The following is a 16,969-nucleotide window of genomic DNA, read 5'->3' as shown; positions in this document are numbered from 1 at the left end:
TTTATAGCACGCCCTTTGTCGAGGGGATTTCAGTTATATAATCAAGATTAATTTTCACGGCCTGAGCTATACTCCGGGCAGCTGATTTAAAGGCGCATTCTATTATATGATGTGCGTTAGTTCCTGATAACTGCTTAAAATGTAGAGTGCTAAGAGAATTTCTCACAAAGCCGAGCCAGAACTCCTGCGCAAGTTCAGTGTCAAAATCTCCCACCTTTTGAGCGTTTATATTCATGTCCCAGCCCAAATAAGCCCGCCCTGAAAAATCTATAGCAGTGAGAATTAATGCCTCATCCATCGGCAAAATTATATGTCCGTAACGAGTTATGCCGCGTTTTTCGCCGAGTGTTTTATTAAATGCCTGACCGAGCGCGATTCCTATATCTTCGACTGTGTGATGATAGTCAACAAAAGTATCTCCATCGCAGTGAATATCTAAATCAAATTTTCCATGTGAAGCAAATAAATTCAACATGTGATCAAGAAATCCGCAGCCAGTTTTTATATTATTCTTGCCTGTGCCGTCAAGATTTAAGCAAAGTTTTATATTTGTCTCGCGTGTTTCGCGTAAAATTTCGCAATGTCTCATTTTGTTTATTATGACCTCCCTGATAAATTATATATAATGTGATAGTATTTACAAAATAGTTAGGGGCATTGGCGGACTGCATTTCGGGTGTAGGTCGTTATCGGACGTAACCACTCAGGACTTAACTATTTTTACTATAAAATTTATTATGAGAATAAGGCAGGCACTAAAATATTTCAACGCATAACGCATAATATAATTTGGCAGTAAATCCCGGCAAAAATTTATACTCACAATAAAATATTTTCCAGCAGTCAGCACTATTTACACTAAAATATATGAATCCCGGCAAAAAAATTTATAATATTTCTCTTACATGATGCACTATTTACGTGAAAAATTTTCATGACTATATAATCTAGCAATAAATCCCGGCAAATTTAATACTTGCAATAAAATATTTTCCAGCAGGCGGCACTATTTACGCTAAAATATATAAATCACGCAAAAAATTTTTATATTCACGAGTCATTATATAAAATAATAAATAATTTTATCGCAGTCAGGAGTGTATTATTTATAAATGGAATTAAGAACGCTAAAATATTTTCTTGAAGTAGCCGAGCAGGAGAGCGTAACAAAAGCTGCCTTAAAATTGCACTTAACACAGCCGACTCTTTCACGTCAAATCGCAATGTTAGAACAAGAAACCGGCAAAAAATTATATATACGCACAAATTATAATATCAAGCTCACAGAAGACGGCATATTACTCAAGGAACGGGCGCGAGAAATTATAGAACTTGAGGCAAAAACTTTAGCGGAACTTGTTAATTCAGATAATGCAAATATTACCGGAACTGTTTATATAGGCGCAGGAGAAACATCAGGAGTCAGGCATTTAGCGAAAATAATAAAATCTTTGCGTGAAGATCACCCCGGCATAAAATATCGCATGATTAGCGGCGACTCTGAAGACATAACGGAAAAACTTGACAAGGGATTAATTGATTTCGGCTTATTTGTCGGTAAAGTCAATCTCGATAAATATAATTGCGTCTCTCTTCCTGATTCAGACAGATGGGGCGTAATTGTGAGACTCAGCGATAAATTATCAATAAAAAGTTTTATTACCCCTGAAGACTTGCGCGGGCGTGAATTATTATTCTCTCATCAGGCAAAATCACAGGGCGAATTCTCTAACTGGCTGGGCTATCCACTTGAAAATTTAAATATTATCGGGACTCATAATCTTGCATTTAATGCGTCAATAATGGTGCGTGAGGGGCTTGGTCTGCTCGTTACAATCGAGGGAATAATAAGCACTCTCACTGAAAACAAGTTAAAATTTATACCGTTTAGACCTGAAATTAAGGCCGGACTCGTTCTAGCATGGAAAAAGGACGCATATTTCACTAAGGCAGCTAGAAAATTTCTTGAATATTTCTCGATAATATAAAAAATGTGATTGTGATAGAATAATTTATAATTTCATGATTTCAAGACTCAGGGGGCGGAGAATTTTGTCATATCAAGAATTTAATGCGGACTCTAAAAATTTGTCGGGAGCTATGGAATTTATTTATAACGAGACAGGAAAATATATCACGAATAACAGAGAATTAACCCGCGCTCAATTAATGTCTGAAGAGTGTATTAATAAATTGCTTGAACACTCGGATAATACAGCAAATAATAAGATTCTCATAAATATCAAAAAATTTTTTGGCAGCGTCAAAATAAATATATCAGTTAAGGGACAAAAATTTGACTTTGAAGACAGCCTAAATCTTGGTATAGACTTCAATCAAGAGAATATTTCAGACGAAACGGCCGACGCAATCTCGAATTTACTTATTAAATCATTTGCCGGAAAATTGCATTATAAACATCACAGGGGCACGAACTCTATAATTATAACCGCGTCAAAATCCCCCTATACTTCACTTTATTATACCGGAGCGGCTTTAATTCTTGCGTTAATAACCGGCTTTCTCATGAAAAATTTTGCGTCTGAGGCTGCCTGCGTTTATTTTAATGACATGTTTTTATCGAGCGTGAATAAAATTTTTATGAATTGCCTTAAATTATGCGCTGTAGCACTTGTATTTTTCTCCGTCGCGTCATGTATTGCCAATATCGGGAATCTTTCAGACTTGAAGAAAATCGGCTGGACTCTGTCAATATGTTTTATTTTGCTGCAAATTCTCGCGCTTATTACAGGCATGATAACATTTTACACTTTAAAGCCGGGCGCAAATATAGTAACAAATTCAATAAATACAAGTAATATTATTTCCGGCTCGGTCTCAGTCCGCGACACAATTATAAATATATTCCCTGACAATCTTGTTAAACCTTTCTTGAACGGTGATATGCTGCAATTAATAGTCCTTGCTGTTTTCTTGGGCTGGGCTGTGATTAAAACAGGAACTAGCACATTTAAAAAATTTCTCGACGAGTGCAATACAATTTTTATGCAGATTACTACTTTAATAATGAAATTTATTCCCTTTGTAGTATTCTGTTCTGTAACGTCGCTGATTATTACAATAGGCGGCAAAACTATGACATCACTAATCGGGATATTAATAGCGTTCGAGACAGCTTTTATTGCGGTAATTATAATAACTATTCTGCTGGCTGCCTTCATAGGAAGATTAAGCCCTGTAAAAATTTTGCTTAAAACAATGCCGGTTATCGTTACATCTTTTGTATCATGTTCGAGCAGTGCCGCAATTCCCGAAAATCTTAAATCCTGCGAAAAAATGGGAGTCAGTCCTAAACTCTACACGATTTCTATATCACTGGGAACTGCAATAAATAAGCTCGGAAGCTGTATACAATTATCACTGGGAACTCTGACACTTGCTTATATATACGGGATAAATATAGAGCCTTTAACAGCGCTGTCAATGATTTTCACGTTTTTAATGCTCGGTCTTGCTGCTCCAGTTATACCGGGGGGGACGTTTATATCAATTTCTGCGATTCTAGTAATGATAGGCTGCCCTATTGAAGCAATCGCGCTTTTAATGTCAATTGCCCCGGGAATCGATATGGTAAGCTCGATAGTAAATGCTTACGGGTCTACAATGGCTACACTTATAGCGGCCTCTCATGAAAATATGATAGATAGACAAATTTTTAACTCGTGATTTAACGGGAGTCGGCTCATAATAAATAATGCCAGCTGCTTAAGAACTCGTGAGTCTTAATGTGTGAGGAGTCAGGGCTTAATAATTTATTCCTCACACAAATATAAATTTTTACAGCGTAAGAGTCTCTAAATCATCGGGTATAAAAATATTGCCGGTGAAATAATTTTTTGCTTCTTGAGTGTATAATTCGCGCCGGTTTAATAAATTCTCGTCTTCAGTGTGATATAACAGCAAATTTTTAACGTGTAATCTTTGTGCTAGCTCGCTTGCGTCCTTCACTGTCGAGTGATTTTTTTCATAGGGCTTGAATCTATCAGCTTGAGAATATAAGCAAAACGCCTCATGTAAAAGCCAGTCAGAATTATTTACGTAAATCTCGCTTTCTTTCTTGCATGGCTCATCACCGCAGCAGGTTAATTTTTTCGAGCCGTCATATTTCACGCTGAACCCGAATTGTTTAGTGCGATTTGAGCCTATATCAAAAAATGTGAAGTCAAGCCCCGCTATCTTTCTTGACTCGTGATTGTCGATATTTATTAAATGAATCCGCTTCCCGATAAAACCGGCCTGATACGGCAATAATAATTTATCAGCGAGTTCAATTATAAGATTTAACACTTTATCATGAGAGTAAATATTTATATTCCCGTCAAATTTATTCTTATTCATGCGCTGGGCTGAGATTCTTATTATCCAAATTAGGCCTAACAAGTGATCTATATGCGAATGAGTTATAAAAATGTCGTGAATATCCTGTAAATCAAGATTAGCGCGCTTTAACTGATGCAAAATATAATTTCCGCCGCCTGTGTCAATTAAAACATTGCCGGAGTCAGATCTCATAACAAAGCAGGTATTATAACATTCAGTAACGAGGGCGTTTCCTGTTCCTAACATAGTTAAGCGCATAATTACACCGCAAATTTTTTAGAGAGTTCACGAGCTTTTATTCTCGCATTATTAAGACATTCTATAGCGTCATCAAGACTACCCGGCTCGCTCAAGCTGCAATTATTTAAAGTCTCTTCAACGAGTGCCGCAATATCATTAAATCCTATTTGTCCCGATAAAAATAAATTTACCGCTATCTCGTCAGCACCTACCATTACAGCCGGAGCAGCTCCCTTTATGCGCATGACTTCACGGGCGATTCTCATTGCGGGGAATCTCGTAATATCAATATCAAAAAATTTTATCTCATGTGAGAGAAAATCGGGCCGCTTGAAACTTTCACACGGGAAGAATCTTTCAGGCCAGAAAATAGCAGAGGCAGCCGGCAATTTCATATCAGGTTCAGCAGCTAATAATTTCACGCTCCCGTCTTCAAATTCTATCAAGCCATGAACGAATGACCCCGGCGAAATAAACGCGTCGACTTGTGAAGACTCGAGTCCAAATAAGAACATTGCTTCTATTAATTCTATGCCCTTATTCATGAGTGTAGCACTGTCAATCGTAATTTTTGCGCCCATGTTCCAAACCGGATGATTTAAGGCCATTTCCGGAGTTACATTTTTTAGCTGCTCATGATTATAATTTCTGAACGGCCCTCCCGATGCTGTTAAGAAAATTTTGCGGATAAATTTTTTATTTTCACCGTGTAAACATTGCCAAATCGCATTATGTTCGCTGTCAACTGGGCGCAGTTGTTCAGGATGATTTATTAGGGGCATTACCCATTTACCGGCTACTACGATACTTTCTTTATTTGCGAGTGAAATATTTTTACCTGATTTTAGCGCGGTGCATAGTGCTTTTATTGCGTCAGTTCCTGAAGACGAGAAAACTATATGATTTATTTCAGGATCATTAGCTATCTCTTCAAGCCCTGACTCGCCGGATTCCTGATAGATATATACTTTTTTTACATTAAATTTTCCAGCGAGATTTAATAATTTCTCTGATCTTGAATTAGCCGCGATTGCCTTCACGCAGATTTTATCGGGCCAAGCCTCACACACTGACATTACAGAACTCCCGACACTGCCCGTCGCTCCTATTACTGCAAGATTTATCATAGTATCACCCTCAGTGCTAAGTAAGTTAACAGCCCGTTAAATAAAATACTGTCGAATCTGTCAAGCATTCCGCCATGTCCGGGGATAATATTTCCTGAATCTTTCTGCCCGGCCTCACGCTTTATTAATGACTCGGCCAAGTCCCCGAATTGTCCGGCAATACCGCATATAAACCCGATTAATATAGTCGGATAAGTAGGCAGACTATATGAATAAATTAATACGGCATTTGCAAGAAGACTCCCGATTATGCCGGCGACAAATCCCTGAATCGTCTTACCCTGACTCACATACGGACATAATTTTATAGTCCCGAAAGATTTGCCCCCGATATAAGCTCCTACATCACAAGCCCAAGTGCAAACAAATAAAGTTATTAACATCTCGCGCCCGAAAGCATATTCACGCAGCATTATCATACAAGTCCAAGGAATCGAAATATAAATCACTCCGGAAATAATTCCGCCTGAATTAGAAATTGCGTAACTCGTGCCCTTTGTCGTCTGCCGCCTGAAAACTTCAAGCATGAATACAGCAAACACACACAAAGAAAGAATCATAGCTAATACTATGGGCTGCGGATTCTCTCTCATTGCCGCAATTAAGAATATCAACGAGAAAATATAGCCGATTCCCGGTGAAAGTCTCACGCCCTCAAGCCTTCCTAAAAGTTTATAGTATTCACTGAGTGAAATAATAGCTATTAATCCCGCTAAAATTTTCCAGAATAATCCGCCCGTGTAAATCGCAAATATAATGACTCCGGCTATAACTATACTGCTAAGAGTCCTCAAACGCAGCTCGCGATCAACTTTTAAGCCCGCCATAACGACGCTCCCTCCCTGCGTAATCGTCAAGTGCCTTCTTTAATTCTGCCTCGTCAAAATCAGGCCAGTGTATATCCGTAAAATAATATTCGCTGTATGCTGATTCCCATAGCCAGAAATTGCTTAGTCTTAACTCGCCGCTCGTTCTAATTATTAAATCAGGGTCAGGAACATCGGGCAAATAAAAATGTTTTCGCAAATCCCCTTCTGTAACTTGGCCGGTATGACCTGAATTTATAAGAGAGTTCACAGCGTCAAGAATTTCAGCCCGCCCGCCGTAGTTAATGCACAGAATAAAATCTAAAATTTTCTGATCGGCCGTGTAGTCTTCAGCCCATTTCATTTGAGTTAATAAATCTTCAGGGAGTCTGTCTTTACGTCCGCAAAATCTTATTCTCGCGCCTTCTGATTTAATCTCGTCAACTTTTCGGCGGATATAATAACGAAATAGGCTCATAAGGCCGGTAACTTCCATTACTGGGCGATTCCAGTTTTCAGTCGAGAATGCATATACAGAAAAATATCTGATTCCTTCACGTTTAACGAGTCTGACCATATTTTCAAGTTTTCGCAGGCCTGCTCTATGTCCCATTAATCGAGGGAGTCCCCGTTTCTTTGCCCAGCGTCCGTTGCCGTCAAGAATTATTGCGAGGTGCTTAGGCTTTCTTATTGAGTTATCATTATTTGTGATTATTTCTGTCAAAATATTTCAGCTCCTTATTTATAAATTATTTCAGCGCGTCGAGTTTCATTCTAACTGAGGCGAAATCTTTACGCACTACACTTACTAATTTGTCGTAGTCTTCTCTTGCGTGCTGCCGTAATAAATAACTTGGGTGAAATGTCGGCATTAATTGAATCCCCCGCCAGTCTACCCAGTTCCCCCGCAGTTGAGTTATGCCCTTACTTGTATTTAGCAGGCTTTGTGTTGCGGGCTTGCCTAGTGTTACGACAAGTGAAGGGTGCAATAATAATAATTGAGACTCGAGAAATTCGCTGCATAAGAAAGACTCATTTTTTGACGGGTCTCTATTGCCCGGCGGTCTGCATTTCACTATATTTGTTATGTAAATTGAGGCGCGGTCTATTTTTGCGTCATTGAGAAAACGAGTCAATAAAATGCCTGCATTCCCTACAAATGGGCGGCCTTGTTCGTCTTCAGTTTCGCCGGGGCCTTCTCCGACTATTACGAGCTTGCAATTTTCGCGCCTGCCTTCACCGACTACGACATTTTTGCGGGTCTTGCATAAAACGCACTTATTGCAATTTTTAATTTGATTGCTTAAATCTTCCCAGATTGAATTAATATTTATATCAGCCATGATTCATAAAAAAATTTCGTTCACTCGAATATTTACGCGTCTAACGTCCATGCCGGTGAAATAGCTTATACTTGACCGGAGTCTGCGCTGAAGAGTTTTCGCGATCGATAAAGCGTTCATGTTAGCAAGAATTAAATCAAGCTCTATAGTGATTTCTATTTTGTCGTCATAAATATCAAGATCAATATCACGTATTTTCTTGACATGCCCGCGGAATTCTAAAAGTTTTCTGCACATTTCGATAATAGCATTTGACTCGATACTGACTCGGCCGTTAAAGCTAAATAAAGGCTTCACTATAGTATTGCTGCTTTCTTCTTTGTCGCGCCCTCTGAAGAATCCCCGAATTTGACTCACGAGTTTGCCCGCAAAATTCTGCTGTATTTGTGCCTTAGCTACCGGGACAACATGCTGTTTTTTCTCCCGTCTCTCACGTAAAGCCGCGTTAATCTCTTCAGGTGTAGAAATATCAGAAATATATATAAATTTTTCCGGATAATTAAGCCCCAGCCTTGAAATAATTTTCACGATCATATCATCAGAAGTAGCAAGAATCATTAATCTTTTAGGGGGATTCTTTGTGAGATACTTGACAACTTCATCGCGGTGATCCTGATATTCAAAAATTGCGCGCCTAATTGCCCGGAGTCTGTTAATTTCTGATTTTGCGCTGCGTCCTGCTAAAATTCGCCCTCGTGAAATTAATAAACCGTCATCGATTATAATATCAATCCCGTTTTGTTTGGCAACATGAGTCGCACGATGACTCTTGCCTGTTCCTGCAGGTCCGACAAATGCAAAGATTTCTATATTTTTAAGCGAGTCACATGAGTTCAACTTTTGCTCCTAAGTCCGTTAATTTCTTGTCAATGGCCTCATAACCGCGCCAAACGTGTATCATATCTTCGACTCGAGTCTCGCCTTTCGCAGCCAGTCCCGCAATTATCAAAGCAGCCCCGGCCCTCAAGTCAGTAGCTTTTACTGCCGCACCGTGTAAATTTTCGACTCCGCGAATTATAGCAACATCCCTCGAAATCTGAATATTTGCGCCCATTCGATTTAATTCCTGAGCATAAAGAAATCTTGCTTGAAATACGCTTTCTTCAATAGTGCTGACTCCTGCGGCCAGTGAAAGAGCTGCGGCCATTTGAGGCTGTGAATCAGTCGGGAATCCGGGATATGGCATTGTCTTAATAGTAACAGGGTGAAGACGTTTAGCGGGGAAGACTTCAACGACATTTTTCTTGACTGTAAATTTTGCGCGGGCCTCTTCCATTTTTGCGAGAATTGCATCAATGTGAGACGGTATAACATCTTCGACTTTAATATGCCCGTTAGTCATTACTCCTGCAAGAATATAAGTACACGCCTCTATTCTGTCGGGAATGACTTTATCACGGCCCGAATGAGCTTTCTCGATCCCCTTGATTCTGACACCGCCGACTCCTTCAAGCTCAACAGTTACGCCTATACATCTAAGAGTTTCAGCTAGATTATCAATTTCAGGTTCACGCGCAATATTTTCTATGATTGTCTCACCTGACGCGAGAGAAGCAGCCATCATTAAATTTTCAGTAGCTCCGACTGATGGGAAGTCAAGATAAATTCTCCGGCCCCGCAATCTGCCTTTTACTCGTGCATGAACGACTCCGTCTTTAATGTCGATTTCCGCGCCCATTTGCTTTAAACCTTTCAAGTGCAAATCTATGGGTCTAGCTCCTATAGAACAGCCCCCCGGCAATGGCAGAGAAACCCGCCCGCAATTTGCAAGCAACGGCCCTAACATGAGAGAAGAAGCGCGCATTTTACGAGCGAGAGACTCAGGGACTTCCCATTTTAGTTCGTCGGGGACTCTGAAAATCGCCTGTGAATTCCTGCCGTCGTGTTTATATTCGACATTAACGCCCAGAGTCCTCAAAATTTCCATCATTGAGTGAATATCATACAAATCCGGGACATTATCAAGCGTCAGAGTCTCACCCCTCAATAACAAAGCAACAGCCATAACGGGCAAAGCAGCATTTTTCGCGCCTTGAGTCTTAATTGTGCCTTTGAGAGGAATTCCCCCCGTAATCTTCATAACATTTAAATTTTCTATGTCAAATCAGCCTCCTTCATAGCAAAATATTTATTAATTGCCCCGTGAATCTTTTGCGAGGCTGTACCATTTCCGAACGGCATTATATTTTTTGCTAGAATTTGCCGCATATACTCCGAATCATTCAATAATTTTAATGACTCATCGCGTATAGAGTCCCTTTTTGTGCCGACTAATATACAAGTTCCGTGATTCACTGCCTCCGGACGTTCTGACAAAGTACGCATTATTAAGACAGGTTTATTAATTGCGCTTGCTTCTTCTTGGACTCCTCCGCTGTCTGATAAAATGAACGTGCTTTTATTCATTGCATTAACGAATTCGGGATAATTTAGCGGCTCAGTAAATATTATATTTTGCTGGTAATCTTTCAAGCAATCTCTAATAACTTCACGCACAACCGGATTTTTATGCAAGGGAATCAAGAAAATTACATCAGGTCTTGCAAGAATAATATCAATTACTCCCGCGCAAATGCCCTTGAGAGTCTCCCCCCATGATTCGCGCCTGTGTGCTGTCATTAGGATTAACGGACGATTATTTATATTTTGCAAGTATGAAGGCTGATTCACTTGTTTTGCTAGAATCTTATAAAGCGCGTCAATTACAGTATTGCCGGTTATAAAAATTTTATCGCGTGAGATTCCTTCATTTATTAAATTATCATAATCGCCCTGTGTAGGTGCAAAAAATAAACTCGCTATTCTGTCAGTTAATACCCTGTTTGCTTCTTCAGGAAATGGCAGATTTAAATCATGGCTTCTGAGTCCCGCCTCAACATGTCCGACTGATATATGACGATTAAAGCCAGCCAAAGCCGCCGCAAAAGTTGTTGAAGTATCGCCGTGTACTAAAATCATATCTTGAGAGTCAGAGTCAAGAATTTCGCCGACACCTGTTAATACGCTCGAAGTAATATAATCAAGTGATTGACGAGCCTTCATAATGTTTAAATCGTAGTCTGACTTAATATCAAAATCGTCAAGTGCCTGCCTTAACATGTCAGTATGCTGACCAGTCGCAAGAGTCTTCACGCAAAAATTTTTATCCGCCTTCAATTCCTGAATAACGGGAGCCATTTTTATAGCCTCTGGTCTTGTGCCTATTACGCAAATAATTTTCTTTATCATCATAGCAGCCTAAAATAAACGCTTAGTCCCGCCGCCAAAGTCAGAACTTGAAGAATTAATAATATACTGACTGTAACGACATTTGAACCTGTCAGCGAAATCAAAATGTGATGTAAATGTTTCTTGTCCGGGTAAAATGGCGACTTGCCCGAAAGAATACGCCGCGAGAATGCTATAACCGTGTCAATTACTGGAATCCCTCCGAATAAAATTAATAATAATAATATATCTAGGCATCTCGCATTAGTTAAATTCGGCATCGCGTTTTTCAGGAAATGAGACGCAAATAAATATCCTAAAAGGGTGCTGCCTCCATCGCCTAAAAAAGTTTGTGCCGCAGGGAAGTTCCAGCATAAGACTCCCAGTGCCATAGCTCCCATACAAATTCCCGCGTAAGATTTGCCGAGAATATATAAAGCTCCTGAAGACGCTATAAACATTGAGATACATAATCCGTTCATACCGTCAATTAAATTATATGCGCTTGTTACTCCAGCGAGCCAAATTAGAGCTATTATCGTGTGAGTTATAGGCAGTCCCAGCGGAAAAACTACAATTGAAGCAGCTATGAAATGCAGGCCGAGTCTCAAAAATGGACTTAGCGAACACATATCATCAAGATAACCGCAGAAAAATATAATAGTCGCTCCGGTCGCAATAAATCTTAATTCGGGCATTGACTCAGACATAATAACTGACATGAGCAAATACCCGACCCATAGGCCAAGACCTGCACCGCGAGGCATTTTGCCTTTATGAATCTTTCGAGCGTCCGGAATGTCAATAATTCCGAAGATTCCTGCCAGCTTTATCGAAATAGGAGCAGTAAAGCCCCCCCAGAAAAAGCCGATTATCAGGAAAATTAATGCTTCAACGTCTATATCTGGCAATTTATTTTGTCCCGAATAATCTATCGCCGGCATCCCCGAGTCCGGGCACTATGTAGCCGTGATCGTTCAAATTTGTATCTAATGCAGCAATAAAAATTGACACGTCCGGATGATCTTTATTGATTCTGTCAATTCCTTCAGGCGCACCGATTAAGCAGACGAGCGAAATTTTACGGCCTCCCCTTTTCTTGATTAACGAGATAGCCGCGCTTGAACTCCCGCCAGTTGCAAGCATGGGATCAAGTACAAATATTTCTCGTTCTTCAATGTCAAATGGCAGTTTGCAGTAATATTCTACAGGCTCAAGTGTTTGAGGATCTCTATATAATCCTATATGACCGACTTTAGCATTTGGCACGAGCTGTAAAACTCCGTCGACCATTCCGAGTCCTGCTCTCAAAACTGGGACAATCGCGAGTTTTTTCCCTTCAAGAGTCTGAACTGTAGTTTTTGCTATAGGTGTAGTAACTTCTTTATCAGTCAGCGGCAAATTTCGTGTGATTTCATAGACCATCAAGCCGGTTATTTCGTTGAGTAATTCTCTAAATTGCTTGACGCTCGTATTAACGTCCCTGATTATTCCGACTTTATGCTGTACTAACGGGTGATTGAATATAACGACTTTCCCGCCGCCCTGATGCATCATTGTTAAAGTCGCCTTCTCAGCCTTAGCGATTTTATTAATCCTGCGTATATGCCGCCCGCCCTCGAATTGAGTATCAAGCCACATTTGCAGAATCGGGTCGACATCTTCAGGCTTTATGACACTTCCGCCCAGTGCGATAATATTTATATTATTATGAGCTTTGGCCATTCTTGCGTCGTTCACAGTATGACAGGCAACGGCACGAATTCCGGGAACTTTATTTGCTGCGATTGAGATTCCGAAACCTGTTCCGCACATTAAAATCCCCTCGTCAGCTTCCTCGTCTAAAATTGTGCCGGCAACTTTAAAAGCCGGGTCTGCGTAGTCGTCATCTTTATTGTATTCATAAGCTCCCATGTCAAGAAATTCAAGATTATGGGACTCTAAGAATTTCACAACTGCATCTTTTAAGACATATCCTGCGTGATCGCAACCGAGTGCAATTTTCATGTTGTTTAACTCCTTTTTTGTAAGTTGAGAAATTTTCTATATTATAGCAACACTTTTATATTAATCTGCCAGATTTTATTTATTTTGTGTGAGAAAAAATTTTCATGAGCTTTATTCACTTTGCGCGGTGGATTTCTATACAATAGCAAACGAGAAAAATTTTATAATTCGCTGTCATAGTTAATATATTTGCAAGTTACGAGAAATTATAATACATAGATTGTGAGTGATTCTATAAGCTGCTAAATCAAGAAAAATTTTATAATTCGCTGTCATAACAGGTGCAAAATTTTTATCAGAGTGTTAATATATTTTCTGCTTATACTCACTGCTTAGAATATTGCTTACTGGATTGAGCTTTATTCCCAGCTTTGAAGATTAAATCAGGAGGAAAAATTTTCATGATCCAGAAGGAAAAGAAACAGTCAGTAATTGAAGAGTACAAGACTCACGAGAAAGACACGGGATCTCCCGAAGTTCAGGTCGCTATTTTGACAGAACGAATCCGCGAACTCACCGAGCATTTGAAGATTCACAAGAAAGATTTTCACTCAAGACGGGGACTCTTAAAGATGGTCGGCAGCCGCAGGAGATTATTACGTTATCTCATGAATAAAGATTTTAACCGCTACCGTTCGTTAATTGAGCGTCTTGGACTCAGACATTAATATTTTATCTTTACCCGGAGGAATTATTTACTATGAAGGAAAAAATACATCCTGACTATCAGGAATGCAAAGTTACATGTGCGTGCGGAAATACTTTCATGACTCGTTCAACAATGAAGGAAATTAGAGTCGGCGTATGTTCAGCTTGCCACCCGTTTTATTCAGGCAAGAAGGGCAGAGTTTTGACTGAAGCAGGCCGCCTTGAGAAATTCCAGAAAAAATATCAGGGAATCAATTACGGCCAGAAAACAGACGTATAATATTTTGTCGTTCCAGGGGCAAAATTCAAGCCCCTTTTTTTATTATCTTGATTAATAAATCATGAATGTAATTCTATTAGCTCATACTCCCGAACCCGATCAAATTGTTGCAGCAGCCGCTAAGATTTGTTATAGCGACACAACAGCAAGTAATTTATTGCAGGCTCAGGAAGAAAATTTATCACGCAAATTAATTGCTGATTTATTCAAGAGCGGGCATTTATCGACATTTGAGCACGTTAATTTTACGTTTGGAATCGACGGATTAAGCCGAGTCGCTTCTCATCAGTTAGTGAGACACAGAGTCGCAAGTTTCAGCCAGCAAAGTCAACGCTACGTAAAAATGAATTTATCACAGGACTCTATAATTATTCCGCCTTCAATTCAAGAGAACCCGGAAGCATTAAAAATTTTCATGGAACAGGCCGAGTCAGCGCAGAAAACTTATCAAATTTTGACGGAAATGGGAATCTCAAAGGAAGACGCAAGATTTATTTTGCCTCATGGACATTCTACGAGACTAGTAATGACTATGAACGCGCGCGAATTACATCATTTTTTCAGCTTGAGACTTTGCAGACGCGCACAATGGGAGATTCACGAACTCGCACGGAAAATGTTAATACTTGTGAGAGAGAAAGCACCGGTTTTATTTGAGAAGGCCGGCCCCTCGTGTATATTCGGTAAATGTGAAGAGACACGCTCATGCAATCAGCCCTATAAAAATATGGAGGATTTATTACTTGTTTAGCAATTTATTATTTGTTATAGCGATTAATTTATTTATTTTAGAGGCCGAGTCAAATATTAAGAAAATCCCCGTCGGAGGTCAGGCAGTTATTGAAGGAGTCTTAATGAAGGGGCAAAATTTATGGGGACTCGCAGTAAGAAAGCCGGGCGGCGATATATTCAAAGAAAATTGGCCGCATAGTTCACGCACTCAAAGATACCCGTATAAATTGCCGTTAATTCGCGGAGTCGTTACAATGTGCGAAATGTTAGCGACAGGATTTAAGGCTCTATCACGTTCGGCAGAAGTTGCACTTGAAGAGACTCAGGAAAAATTGACTTTCAAAGATATTTTATTGTCGATTGCGCTTGCTGTTTTCGCAGTCGGAGGGCTGTTTATTGCGCTTCCTTTATGGCTGGCCGGTTATCTTGCGAGTACTCCCCTTTACGTGAACATAATAGAAGGCGTTTTGCGAGCAGTAATATTTATTGCATATGTAGCGATTATAGGACTCTGGTCAGATATTCGGGAAGTCTTTAAATATCACGGTGCAGAACATAAGACTATTAACGCATTCGAGAGCGGCCAAGAAATGACTCCGGAAAATATTATGAAGTGTTCACGAATTCACCCGAGGTGCGGGACTTCGTTTTTATTGATTGCCGTGATAGTAAGCATTATAGTTTTCTCGCCTGTAAAAACTTTTATAGCCGGAGAAAGTTTTATTTTGCAAGTTCTAGCGCGTATTATATTAATTCCTGTTGTAATAGGGATTTCATACGAGATTATAAGACTCGCGGCAAATTCGGGCAAACTTGGATTATGCATTATAGCACCGTTTTTGACTCTGCAATTTTTGACGACAAGAGAGCCTAATATAAATCAAGCTGAAGTCGCGTTAATTTCACTTGATACTGCACTTGACGGGGGGCTGTTGTCATGAAGTTAATAATATTTACATGCGGGGGATTTCACACAGTAAAAACTTTTTGCAGATATTTAATAAATATAGCCCTGAAATTTGCGAACGTTATTAAAGCCGTTATCATGAAAATTTTTGCACTTGGCCGGATAATAACGTGTCAGGGATTTCACGCATTAAAAAATTTTTGCAAATATAATAAATCTATAATCTATAAATAGAAAAGTGGTGTAATAAATGAATATCGAGCCAAAATTACAAGCTATCGAGCAGGAATATATAGAAGTCGGCAATAAATTATCAGATCCGGCTATAGCAGCTAACCCGAAAGAATTGCAGACACTCGGCAAGAAACGCGCCCAGCTCGAACCGGTTGTAAATAAATATCGTGAATATCAGGACGCTTTGAAGTCCATATCTGAAGCAAAAGAGTTAATCAAATCAGGTGATTCAGAACTTGAGACTCTAGCGCGTGAAGAACTCGCAAATCTTGAACCTAAAATCGAAAATTTTACGCGAGATTTAACTCTGTTATTACTGCCTCAAGATCCTAATGACGAAAAAAGCGTAGTTGTCGAAATCAGAGCAGGAACGGGCGGCGATGAAGCTACTTTATTTGCTGCGGATTTATTCAGAATGTACGTGAGATTTTGCGAACGTCAGCACTGGAAAATTGAAATTATTGACAGCTCGACTAATACAGCAGGAATCGGCGGCTATAAAGAAATTATATTCAGAATCGACAGCAAGGGCGCATACAGCAAAATGAAATACGAGTCCGGTGTTCATAGAGTCCAGCGAGTCCCCGTTACTGAAGCAAGCGGACGAATTCACACGAGCGCGGCAACTGTTGCTGTTATGCCTGAAGCTGATGACGTAGAAGTCGAAATCAGGCCGGAAGATTTGAAAATTGACACGTACAGATCCAGCGGTGCAGGCGGCCAGCATGTTAATATGACTGACTCAGCAGTGAGAATTACGCACCTTCCGACGGGTATTGTCGTAACTTGTCAGGATGAACGCTCGCAAATTAAGAACAGAGCACGGGCAATGTCATATTTGAAAACTAAATTATACGATTTGGAGCAGCAGAAACAGAATTCAGAAATGGCCTCAGAACGCCGCGGAATGATAGGATCAGGCGACAGGAGCGAAAGAGTCAGGACTTATAATTTTCCGCAAAATAGAATCACGGATCACAGAATAAATCTGACTCTCTATAAACTTGAGTCATATCTTGACGGCGATTTATACGAGATGATTGACGCGATGTTACTCGCTGAACAGACTCAGAAATTGCAGGATTTAGAAGGCTAGA

Annotated in this window: 19 protein-coding genes; 8 read left to right on the top strand and 11 right to left on the bottom strand. The window is 39.8% G+C overall.

Annotated features, from left to right (window positions below):
• Position 1: 1 nt before the first annotated feature.
• The gene (gene hisB / locus IJS99_05520) at positions 2-589 is read right to left on the bottom strand and encodes an imidazoleglycerol-phosphate dehydratase HisB (protein ID MBQ7561272.1); all 588 of its coding nucleotides are present in this window, start codon (positions 587-589) and stop codon (positions 2-4) included.
• Positions 590-1,112: 523 nt separating this feature from the next.
• Between hisB and IJS99_05515 the strand changes: the two genes are divergently transcribed.
• Together IJS99_05515 and IJS99_05510 are read left to right on the top strand one after the other, a co-directional pair.
• Positions 1,113-1,988, top strand: coding sequence for a LysR family transcriptional regulator (locus tag IJS99_05515; protein ID MBQ7561271.1), 876 nt, complete (start codon positions 1,113-1,115; stop codon positions 1,986-1,988).
• A gap of 64 nt (positions 1,989-2,052) precedes the next feature.
• A complete protein-coding gene (locus IJS99_05510; GenBank protein MBQ7561270.1) occupies positions 2,053-3,687 on the top strand; it encodes a dicarboxylate/amino acid:cation symporter in 1,635 nt (544 codons plus the stop codon).
• 111 nt (positions 3,688-3,798) lie between these two features.
• On the opposite strand, the gene IJS99_05505 is transcribed toward IJS99_05510, so the two are convergent.
• The 10 genes from IJS99_05505 to upp are packed head-to-tail and all read right to left on the bottom strand — an operon-like array spanning position 3,799 to position 13,071.
• Positions 3,799-4,599 carry an MBL fold metallo-hydrolase gene (locus IJS99_05505; GenBank protein MBQ7561269.1) on the bottom strand — a complete coding sequence of 267 codons (801 nt, stop codon included), beginning with the start codon at positions 4,597-4,599 and terminating at the stop codon, positions 3,799-3,801.
• 2 nt (positions 4,600-4,601) lie between these two features.
• Positions 4,602-5,708 carry a 1-deoxy-D-xylulose-5-phosphate reductoisomerase gene (locus IJS99_05500; protein MBQ7561268.1) on the bottom strand — a complete coding sequence of 369 codons (1,107 nt, stop codon included), beginning with the start codon at positions 5,706-5,708 and terminating at the stop codon, positions 4,602-4,604.
• Positions 5,705-6,535, bottom strand: a complete 831-nt coding sequence (locus tag IJS99_05495) for a phosphatidate cytidylyltransferase (protein ID MBQ7561267.1) — start codon at positions 6,533-6,535, stop codon at positions 5,705-5,707. The genes IJS99_05500 and IJS99_05495 overlap by 4 nt, the downstream gene beginning before the upstream one ends.
• Positions 6,516-7,238 carry a di-trans,poly-cis-decaprenylcistransferase gene (gene uppS, locus IJS99_05490; protein ID MBQ7561266.1) on the bottom strand — a complete coding sequence of 241 codons (723 nt, stop codon included), beginning with the start codon at positions 7,236-7,238 and terminating at the stop codon, positions 6,516-6,518. Before uppS ends, IJS99_05495 begins: the two co-directional genes overlap by 20 nt.
• 25 nt (positions 7,239-7,263) lie before the next feature.
• Entirely contained in the window at positions 7,264-7,857 is a 594-nt protein-coding gene (locus tag IJS99_05485) for a uracil-DNA glycosylase (protein MBQ7561265.1), read from the bottom strand.
• 3 nt (positions 7,858-7,860) lie between these two features.
• Positions 7,861-8,667, bottom strand: a complete 807-nt coding sequence (locus IJS99_05480) for a hypothetical protein (protein MBQ7561264.1) — start codon at positions 8,665-8,667, stop codon at positions 7,861-7,863.
• Between the two features lie 13 nt (positions 8,668-8,680).
• Positions 8,681-9,937: a UDP-N-acetylglucosamine 1-carboxyvinyltransferase gene (murA, locus tag IJS99_05475; GenBank protein ID MBQ7561263.1), complete on the bottom strand. Its 1,257-nt coding sequence runs from the start codon at positions 9,935-9,937 to the stop codon at positions 8,681-8,683.
• 14 nt (positions 9,938-9,951) lie between these two features.
• A complete protein-coding gene (wecB, locus tag IJS99_05470; GenBank protein ID MBQ7561262.1) occupies positions 9,952-11,088 on the bottom strand; it encodes a UDP-N-acetylglucosamine 2-epimerase (non-hydrolyzing) in 1,137 nt (378 codons plus the stop codon).
• Complete coding sequence (locus tag IJS99_05465; protein ID MBQ7561261.1) at positions 11,085-11,975, bottom strand: undecaprenyl/decaprenyl-phosphate alpha-N-acetylglucosaminyl 1-phosphate transferase; 891 nt, start codon at positions 11,973-11,975, stop codon at positions 11,085-11,087. The genes wecB and IJS99_05465 overlap by 4 nt, the downstream gene beginning before the upstream one ends.
• A 1-nt stretch (position 11,976) precedes the next feature.
• Positions 11,977-13,071: a uracil phosphoribosyltransferase gene (gene upp, locus IJS99_05460; GenBank protein MBQ7561260.1), complete on the bottom strand. Its 1,095-nt coding sequence runs from the start codon at positions 13,069-13,071 to the stop codon at positions 11,977-11,979.
• A gap of 401 nt (positions 13,072-13,472) precedes the next feature.
• Between upp and rpsO the strand changes: the two genes are divergently transcribed.
• From rpsO to prfA, 6 genes are all read left to right on the top strand, one after another.
• The gene (gene rpsO, locus IJS99_05455) at positions 13,473-13,739 is read left to right on the top strand and encodes a 30S ribosomal protein S15 (protein MBQ7561259.1); all 267 of its coding nucleotides are present in this window, start codon (positions 13,473-13,475) and stop codon (positions 13,737-13,739) included.
• 32 nt (positions 13,740-13,771) lie between these two features.
• A complete protein-coding gene (rpmE, locus tag IJS99_05450) occupies positions 13,772-13,999 on the top strand; it encodes a 50S ribosomal protein L31 (GenBank protein MBQ7561258.1) in 228 nt (75 codons plus the stop codon).
• Positions 14,000-14,060: 61 nt separating this feature from the next.
• Positions 14,061-14,750, top strand: a complete 690-nt coding sequence (locus IJS99_05445) for an FAD-dependent thymidylate synthase (protein MBQ7561257.1) — start codon at positions 14,061-14,063, stop codon at positions 14,748-14,750.
• Positions 14,751-14,853: 103 nt separating this feature from the next.
• A complete protein-coding gene (locus tag IJS99_05440) occupies positions 14,854-15,672 on the top strand; it encodes a DUF1385 domain-containing protein (GenBank protein ID MBQ7561256.1) in 819 nt (272 codons plus the stop codon).
• Positions 15,669-15,872 carry a hypothetical protein gene (locus IJS99_05435; GenBank protein MBQ7561255.1) on the top strand — a complete coding sequence of 68 codons (204 nt, stop codon included), beginning with the start codon at positions 15,669-15,671 and terminating at the stop codon, positions 15,870-15,872. The genes IJS99_05440 and IJS99_05435 overlap by 4 nt, the downstream gene beginning before the upstream one ends.
• Positions 15,873-15,888: 16 nt before the next feature.
• Positions 15,889-16,968, top strand: a complete 1,080-nt coding sequence (prfA, locus tag IJS99_05430) for a peptide chain release factor 1 (GenBank protein MBQ7561254.1) — start codon at positions 15,889-15,891, stop codon at positions 16,966-16,968.
• The last annotated feature ends 1 nt before the right edge of the window (position 16,969 follow it).

The sequence above is a fragment of the Synergistaceae bacterium genome (assembly GCA_017444345.1).
Taxonomy (GTDB): Bacteria; Synergistota; Synergistia; order Synergistales; family Aminobacteriaceae; genus JAFUXM01.
The sequence above is the reverse complement of the archived record's forward strand: the minus strand, read 5'-3'. Positions and strand labels throughout refer to the sequence as shown.

Bases quoted from the DNA above. Each gene is read 5' to 3' on its own strand.
- rpmE (MBQ7561258.1), top strand. From the start codon at position 13,772: ATGAAGGAAAAAATACATCCTGACTATCAGGAATGCAAAGTTACATGT.
- IJS99_05505 (MBQ7561269.1), bottom strand. From the start codon at position 4,599: ATGCGCTTAACTATGTTAGGAACAGGAAACGCCCTCGTTACTGAATGT.
- IJS99_05500 (MBQ7561268.1), bottom strand. From the start codon at position 5,708: ATGATAAATCTTGCAGTAATAGGAGCGACGGGCAGTGTCGGGAGTTCT.
- IJS99_05495 (MBQ7561267.1), bottom strand. From the start codon at position 6,535: ATGGCGGGCTTAAAAGTTGATCGCGAGCTGCGTTTGAGGACTCTTAGC.
- rpsO (MBQ7561259.1), top strand. From the start codon at position 13,473: ATGATCCAGAAGGAAAAGAAACAGTCAGTAATTGAAGAGTACAAGACT.
- murA (MBQ7561263.1), bottom strand. From the start codon at position 9,937: ATGAAGATTACGGGGGGAATTCCTCTCAAAGGCACAATTAAGACTCAA.
- IJS99_05485 (MBQ7561265.1), bottom strand. From the start codon at position 7,857: ATGGCTGATATAAATATTAATTCAATCTGGGAAGATTTAAGCAATCAA.
- IJS99_05440 (MBQ7561256.1), top strand. From the start codon at position 14,854: ATGAAGGGGCAAAATTTATGGGGACTCGCAGTAAGAAAGCCGGGCGGC.
- hisB (MBQ7561272.1), bottom strand. From the start codon at position 589: ATGAGACATTGCGAAATTTTACGCGAAACACGCGAGACAAATATAAAA.
- IJS99_05445 (MBQ7561257.1), top strand. From the start codon at position 14,061: ATGAATGTAATTCTATTAGCTCATACTCCCGAACCCGATCAAATTGTT.
- upp (MBQ7561260.1), bottom strand. From the start codon at position 13,071: ATGAAAATTGCACTCGGTTGCGATCACGCAGGATATGTCTTAAAAGAT.
- wecB (MBQ7561262.1), bottom strand. From the start codon at position 11,088: ATGATGATAAAGAAAATTATTTGCGTAATAGGCACAAGACCAGAGGCT.
- IJS99_05515 (MBQ7561271.1), top strand. From the start codon at position 1,113: ATGGAATTAAGAACGCTAAAATATTTTCTTGAAGTAGCCGAGCAGGAG.
- prfA (MBQ7561254.1), top strand. From the start codon at position 15,889: ATGAATATCGAGCCAAAATTACAAGCTATCGAGCAGGAATATATAGAA.
- IJS99_05435 (MBQ7561255.1), top strand. From the start codon at position 15,669: ATGAAGTTAATAATATTTACATGCGGGGGATTTCACACAGTAAAAACT.